Genomic DNA, 6,844 nt, shown 5'->3' with positions numbered 1-6,844 from the left:
GCAAGGCGTGTGGGTTTTTTTTTGTGGGTCGTGCGGGGCTCGGGGGCCCCGCTCCCTGATCCGGCCTGATCCAAACGAAAGACCCTAGCCCCTACCGGAACCTGCTCTCGCCTGCTGACATGTCCTGGGTGCCGATGACGGAGAGCAGTTCCAGCTGGGCGGCGCCCTCAGTGCCGGGTGGGGCGCTGAACCACAGCAGGCGCTGGCGTCCGTCCTCGCTGAACAGGTTGTGGCAGTCGACTTCGATGACTCCCAGTGTGGGGTGGACGATGCGTTTGTGGTCGGTCCGCCGCAGGGCCACATCGCGTGTGTCCCACAGGGCGGCGAACTCCGCACTGCGGCGCCGTAGATCGGCCACCATCGCGGCGACTTCCGTATCGCGGCCGCGCCGGGCTGCGACGGCCTGGAGGTCGGCGACGAAGGCACGGGAGTGCTGCGGGTGGTCCTCGGCGGGATAGATCGCGCGGAATGCGGGCTCGGTGAACCACCGGTGGACGAAGCTCCCCGCCGCACCGCGCCGCTCGGGAGCGCGGCCGACCAGCGCGGCGGCGAGCTCGTTCTGGACGAGGGTCTCGTGCAGGTCGGTGATGATCTGCGCGGGCGTCGTGGTGAGCCGGTCGAGCAGGCCCAGCAGGGCCGGCTGGGCATGGGCGTTCGAGCCGTGGGCCGCCGTAGGGACGGGCCGGTCGGCGAGGTGGAACAGGTGGTCGCGTTCGTCGACGCCGAGGCGCAGCGCTCGTGCGAGGGCGGTCAGCACCTGCGCCGAAGGTTGGACGTCGCCCCCGCGCTCGAGTTCGGTGTAGTAGTCCGCCGACAGACCGGCCAACTGGGCGACTTCCTCGCGTCGCAGACCGGGGACCCGGCGGCGAGGTCCGGTGGGCAGTCCGACGTCGGAGGGCCGCACCCGGTCGCGCCGGGACCTCAGGAACGCGGCGAGCTCAGGAAGGTTCACCTCCTCATCATCATGCGCGCCGCGGAGGCGGAGCCAGGGGATGACAACCCCAGGGTGGACAGAGCCCTGGCTGGTTGTCCTGCGGCGGACGACTGTGGTGTGCACGGCGGGCCGAGCCGACGGCTCTGGTCCGTCGTCCCCTCCACACGATTCTTCGCACCGGAGTCCCCATGCCAACCTCGCATCCCGTGGCGAGCGATGCCACGTCCGCCCCCGACCCCGCTCCCGACCGTCTGCGTGTCGCCGTCGTCACCGGCGGCTCCCGGGGAATCGGCCGCCGGACCGTGAGCCGGCTGGCCGCCGACGGATTCGCCGTCGTGGTCGGCTACGCCGGCAACAGGACCCTGGCCGAGGCGGCCGTCGAAGAAGTCACCGCTTCCGGCGGCCGGGCGGTCGCCGTACGCGCCGACGTCGCCGACGAGCAGGCGGTGGCAGCACTGTTCGCCACCGCCGCGACGGAGTACGGCGGTGTCGACGTCGTCGTCCACGCGGCCGGCCGGGCCCATACGGCGCTCATCGCCGACCTGGACCTGACGGAACTGGACGCCCTGCACCGCACCAACATCCGCGGCACCTTCGTCATCGCCCAGCAGGCCGCCCGCGCGGTGCGCCGGGGCGGGGCGATCGTCACGTTCTCCACGTCCGCGGTGGGTCTCGCCTTCCCCGGTTACAGCGCCTACAGCGCGAGCAAGGGCGCGGTGGAGGCCGTGACGCTCATCCTGGCCCGCGAGCTGCGCGGCCGGGACGTGACCGTCAACGCCATCGCACCCGGCCCCACCGCCACCGACCTGTTCCTCGACGGCAAGGACGAGGAGACCGTGGCCCGGCTCGCCGCGCAGCCGCCGCTGGAACGGCTCGGCACGCCGGCCGACATCGCCGAGGCCGTCGCGTTCCTCGTGTCCCCTGCCGGGCACTGGATCAACGGCCAGGTCGTCCGGGCCAACGGCGGCATCGTCTGACCCTCTGCTCACGCCCAGCAGTACCCCCGTCACACCACATCAGAGAGAGAACCCTCATGCCGTTCGCGAACTTCAAGGTCCTCGCCGACACCCTCACCGAGGAGCAGAAGGAGCAGATCATCACCCGTACCACCGAGCTCTACGTCGACATCTACGGCGAACGCGCCCGCGCCACCACCCTCGTCCTGGTCGAGGAGGTCACCGACGGCGGATGGGGGATCGGCGGCAACGTGCTCACCCTCGCCAAGCTCCAGCAGACGCCGGAGAGCTGATCCGGCACCGTCACGAACGAGCCGTGGCCCGACGGGAACCTCCCGTCGGGCCACGGCCGCGCAGGCCCTGCATCGGCGACCTCCGGCACACCCCACCGGCCACGCCCACCTGTCCCTCACCCCGCCAGGGGCGCCGCCACCGCGTCCCCCTCCTCCGCCGTCTCCGCCGCCGCCTCCTCGGACCGCTGCTCGAACTGCGTCCGGTACAGCTGCGCGTAACGTCCCCCGGCGGCCAGCAGTTCCTCGTGCGTGCCGCGTTCGACGATGTGGCCCGCCTCGACGACGAGGATGAGGTCGGCGGTGCGGACCGTGGAGAGGCGGTGGGCGATGACGACGGCGGTCCTGCCCTCCAGCGCCTCCGTGAGTGCCTCCTGGACGGCCGCCTCCGAAGTGTTGTCGAGGTGGGCGGTGGCCTCGTCGAGGATGACGACACGCTGGCGGGCGAGGAGGAGTCGGGCGATGGTCATGCGCTGGCGCTCGCCGCCGGAGAGGCGGTAGCCGCGTTCACCGACCACCGTGTCGAGGCCGTCGGGCAGGGAGCGTACGAGCTCGTCGAGGCGAGCGCGGCGCAGGGCGTCCCACAGTTCGTCCTCGGTGGCCGTGGGCCGGGCGAGGAGCAGGTTGGCGCGGACGGTGTCGTGGAAGAGGTGGCCGTCCTGGGTGACCATGCCGAGGGTGGCGCGCAGCGAGGCCGCGCTCAGGTCGCGGACGTCGACGCCGCCGACGCGGACGGCGCCCTCGTCGACGTCGTACAGGCGCGGCAGCAGCTGGGCTACGGTCGACTTGCCTGCGCCGGAGGAGCCGACGAGGGCGACGGTCTGGCCGGGTTCGGCGCGGAAGGAGACGCCGTGCAGGACCTCGGCGCCGCCCCGGGTGTCGAGGGAGGCGACCTCTTCCAGGGAGGCGAGGGAGACCTTGTCGGCGGCAGGGTAGCCGAAGCGGACGTCGTCGAACTCGACCGCCACCGGCCCCTCGGGCACCTCACGCGCGTCGGGCTTCTCCTCGATGAGCGGCTTGAGGTCGAGCACCTCGAAGACCCGCTCGAAGCTGACGAGGGCGCTCATCACCTCGACGCGCGCCCCGGCGAGCGCGGTGAGCGGCGCGTAGAGGCGGGTCAGCAGGAGCGCGAGGGAGACGACGGCGCCCGGTTCCAGGCTGCCGCGCAGGGCGAACCAGCCGCCGAGGCCGTAGACGAGGGCGAGGGCGAGCGCCGAGACGAGGGTCAGGGAGGTGATGAAGACGGACTGGGACGTCGCGGTGCGGACGCCGATGTCGCGGACGCGGCCGGCGCGGTCGGCGAACTCGGCCGCTTCCTCCTCCGGCCGTCCGAACAGCTTGATCAGGGTGGCGCCGGGCGCGGAAAAGCGTTCGGTCATACGGGTGCCCATCGCCGCGTTGAGGGCGGCCGCCTCGCGCTGCATACGGGCCATGCGGGTGCCCATGCGCCGGGCCGGCACCACGAACACGGGCAGCAGTACCAGCGCGAGCAGGGTGATCTGCCAGGACAGGGTGAGCATGACGGCGAGCGTGAGGACGAGGGTGACGAGGTTGCTGACCACACCGGACAGGGTGTTGCTGAAGGCCCGTTGGGCGCCGATGACGTCGTTGTTGAGACGACTGACCAGCGCTCCCGTACGAGTGCGTGTGAAGAACGCGACCGGCATGCGCTGCACATGATCGAACACAGCCGTCCGCAGATCGAGGATGAGCCCCTCACCCAGGGTCGCCGACAGCCGCCGGGCAAGGACGCCGATCGCGGCCTCCGCGACCGCGATGAGCGCGATGAGAAGCGCCAGTCGTACGACGGTGCCCTCGTCGCCGTCCGACACGATCGCGTCGACCACGTGTCCGGCCAGCACCGGGGTGGCGACGGCCAGCAGGGCGGTCACCACCCCGAGCACGACGAAGAGGGCGATCCGGCGGCGGTGCGGGCGCGCGAACGCGCCGATGCGGCGCAGGGTCGCGGCGTTGAAGGGACGGCGTTCCCGCTCGGCGTTCATGACACTGTGCAGTTGTGTCCACGCGGTGGTCTCGATGCTCATGGAGCAGAACCTAGAACCTCAAGCATCATTGAGGTCAATCCCCGCCGCCCGTCCCCCCGCGCGAAGGACCCGATGACCGCACGCAATCAGCCGTCCCCGCTCCCGCAACCCGTCGTTGGCGTGGTGGGGACACCCTGTCCCGATGTGACAGCGGTACCCCTCCCCGAACGGCGGCGCGTCCCCGTCCGCCAGATCCTTTGTCTGCTCCCGCTCCTGCTCGTCACCGCGGTCGCGGTCCAGCACCGATCGGTGCTCGCCGAGGGCTTCGGTCATCTGCGGACGGCCGAGTGGCCGTGGCTGCTGGCCGCGTGCTGCGCGACCTGTCTGACCTGGGTCGCGGCGTCCTTCACCCGCCAGGGCGCGGTCATGGAGCGGCTCCCGAGACGCCGGCTGCTCGCCACCCAGTTCGCGGCCGGCGCGGCGAACCATCTCCTGCCCACCGGCCTGGGCGCGAGCGCGGTCAACCTACGGTTCATGACGACGTGCGGGGTGCCTCTGGCGCGCTCCTCGGCCGCCCTCGCGCTCTACCTGCTCGCGGAGAGCGTCGGCCGGGTCGGTCTGCTGGCCGTGCTGCTCATCGCCTTCCCCGACGCGCTGCGGCTCGGCACGCTCCTCCCCGAGGACGCGCTCGCCCCCCTGCTGCTCGCCCTCGCCGTCGTCGCGGTCGTCGCAGTGACAGTCCTCACACTCGTACGACGCCTGCGCGCCGCCCTCTGCTCCTTCCTGCGCACCGCGCTCTGCGAGGCCCGCTCGGTCCACACACGCCCCTCCCGGGCGCTCGCCCTGTGGGGCGGCTCCCTCGCCTTCCCCGCCCTCCAGGCCACCGGCCTCGCCGCGGTCGGCCAGGCCCTGGGCCTGCCGGTACCGCCCGCCCACATAGCGGTCGCGTACCTCGCCGCGACGGTCGCGGTCGCCCTGGTCCCCACCCCCGGTGGCATCGGCTCGGTCGAGGCGGCCCTGATCGTGGCCCTCGTCGCGGCGGGCGGCCCGGCCGCCGTCGCCACGGCGGTGGTGCTGGCGTACCGGATCATCACGGTGTGGGTGCCGTTGGTGCCGGGGGCATTGACGTTGGGGGCGCTGGTGCGGTGGAAGGTGATCTGAGTCGCGCGAGACGGGCCCCGAAGGGGCGACGGTGTCGTGCGGATCCGGCCATGACCAGGCACAACCGGCGGGCGGCCGGCGACTGAAGGTGTTCGGGCGGTACGAACTCGCGTGCTGGATACGGCAGGATGAACGGTCGCGTCGGTCGGTGGGCCGGCGTGACCGCACATCCCGGAATCAAGCAGGTGAGTACGTGACGAGACTTCACAATCGGCCGTCGGCGGATCTGTTGGCCGCGGGTCGTCTTCCCGGAGGTGACCGGTGACGCGCGCGCTGACCCTGGACGATTTCATCCTCGCCGGAGTCGCCCTGGCGACGGGCCTGCTGAGCGCCTTCCTGCTGCGGACGCTGCTGCGCTGGCTGGGCAAGCACGCCGACCGCACCCGCTGGAGCGGTGACGACGTCATCGTGGACGCGCTGCGCACGGTCGTGCCGTGGGGTGCCGTCCTCGGCGGTGCCGCGGCCGCGGGCGCGGTGCTGCCGCTGACCCGGTCCGTTCAGCACAACGTCAACCAGATGCTGACGGTGCTGTTCATCTTCGTGGTGACCGGGTCGGCGGCCCGGGTGATCGCCGGGCTGGTGCGGACGGTGACCCAGTCCCGCTCCGGTGTCGCGGGGTCGGCCACCATCTTCGTGAACATCACCCGGGTGCTGGTCCTGGCGATCGGCTTCCTGGTGGTCCTGCAGACGCTGGGCATCTCCATAGCGCCCATGCTCACCGCCCTCGGTGTCGGCGGTCTCGCGGTCGCCCTGGCCCTCCAGGACACCCTCGCCAACCTCTTCGCGGGCATCCACATCCTCGCCTCCAAGACCGTCCAGCCCGGCGACTACATCAAGCTCAGCAGCGGCGAGGAGGGCTACGTCGAGGACATCAACTGGCGTCAGACGACCGTCCGTGCGCTCTCCAACAACCTGGTCGTCATCCCCAACGGGGAGCTCGCGAAGACGAACATGACCAACTTCATGCGTCCCGAGCAGCAGTTGACCATCCTGGTCCAGGTGGGGGTCGCCTACGACAGCGACCTGGACCACGTCGAGCGGGTGACCATGGAGGTCGTCGCCGAGGTGATGACCGAGATCACCGGCGCCGTCCCCGATCATGAGCCGCTGGTCCGGTTCCACACCTTCGGTGACTCCCGGATCGGGTTCACGGTGATCCTGGGCGTCGGCGAGTTCAGCGACCAGTTCCGGATCAAGCACGAGTTCATCAAGCGGCTGCACCGGCGCTACCGCGACGAGGGCATCCGCATCCCGGCGCCCGCCCGGACGGTGGCGTTGCAGCAGGGCGCGGTGGTGATCCCGCAGCAGCGCGGCGCCGAGGGGGCGGAGGCAACGCCCCAGGTGGGCTCCGCCCGCCTCGAATAACCCGCGCCCCGGAGCGTGACGGGTTCGGGCACGCCTTTGAGTGACCGGACCGTCACTCTGGTCGACCGCGCGAACGGACGGTCCGGTTGCCCGGGAAGCGGCTTCCCGGCCGATCCTGTGGACGTGTGTGCGGTCCCCTGTCGAGTCGTGGAC

Annotated in this window: 6 protein-coding genes; 4 read left to right on the top strand and 2 right to left on the bottom strand. The window is 71.5% G+C overall.

All coding sequences use genetic code 11. The features are described from left to right. Positions 1-91 precede the first annotated feature (91 nt). The gene (locus AC067M_RS30165; protein ID WP_478700192.1) at positions 92-952 is read right to left on the bottom strand and encodes a helix-turn-helix transcriptional regulator; all 861 of its coding nucleotides are present in this window, start codon (positions 950-952) and stop codon (positions 92-94) included. A gap of 170 nt (positions 953-1,122) precedes the next feature. Between AC067M_RS30165 and AC067M_RS30160 the strand changes: the two genes are divergently transcribed. Next, entirely contained in the window at positions 1,123-1,911 is a 789-nt protein-coding gene (locus tag AC067M_RS30160) for an SDR family oxidoreductase (protein ID WP_478700191.1), read from the top strand. A 56-nt stretch (positions 1,912-1,967) separates the two neighbouring features. Further along, positions 1,968-2,183: a tautomerase family protein gene (locus tag AC067M_RS30155; protein WP_478700190.1), complete on the top strand. Its 216-nt coding sequence runs from the start codon at positions 1,968-1,970 to the stop codon at positions 2,181-2,183. A 116-nt stretch (positions 2,184-2,299) separates the two neighbouring features. On the opposite strand, the gene AC067M_RS30150 is transcribed toward AC067M_RS30155, so the two are convergent. Beyond that, positions 2,300-4,219 (bottom strand): ABC transporter ATP-binding protein, encoded by a 1,920-nt coding sequence (locus tag AC067M_RS30150; protein ID WP_478700218.1) that lies wholly within the window; start codon positions 4,217-4,219, stop codon positions 2,300-2,302. A gap of 150 nt (positions 4,220-4,369) precedes the next feature. On the opposite strand from AC067M_RS30150, the gene AC067M_RS30145 reads away from it, so the two are divergent. Both AC067M_RS30145 and AC067M_RS30140 read left to right on the top strand, forming a co-directional pair. After that, positions 4,370-5,326, top strand: coding sequence for a lysylphosphatidylglycerol synthase transmembrane domain-containing protein (locus AC067M_RS30145; RefSeq protein WP_478700189.1), 957 nt, complete (start codon positions 4,370-4,372; stop codon positions 5,324-5,326). A 261-nt stretch (positions 5,327-5,587) separates the two neighbouring features. Further along, positions 5,588-6,691 carry a mechanosensitive ion channel family protein gene (locus tag AC067M_RS30140; protein ID WP_478700188.1) on the top strand — a complete coding sequence of 368 codons (1,104 nt, stop codon included), beginning with the start codon at positions 5,588-5,590 and terminating at the stop codon, positions 6,689-6,691. The last annotated feature ends 153 nt before the right edge of the window (positions 6,692-6,844 follow it).

This window comes from Streptomyces sp. NPDC043427 (genome assembly GCF_056436655.1).
This window is presented reverse-complemented; position numbering and strand designations above follow the sequence as displayed.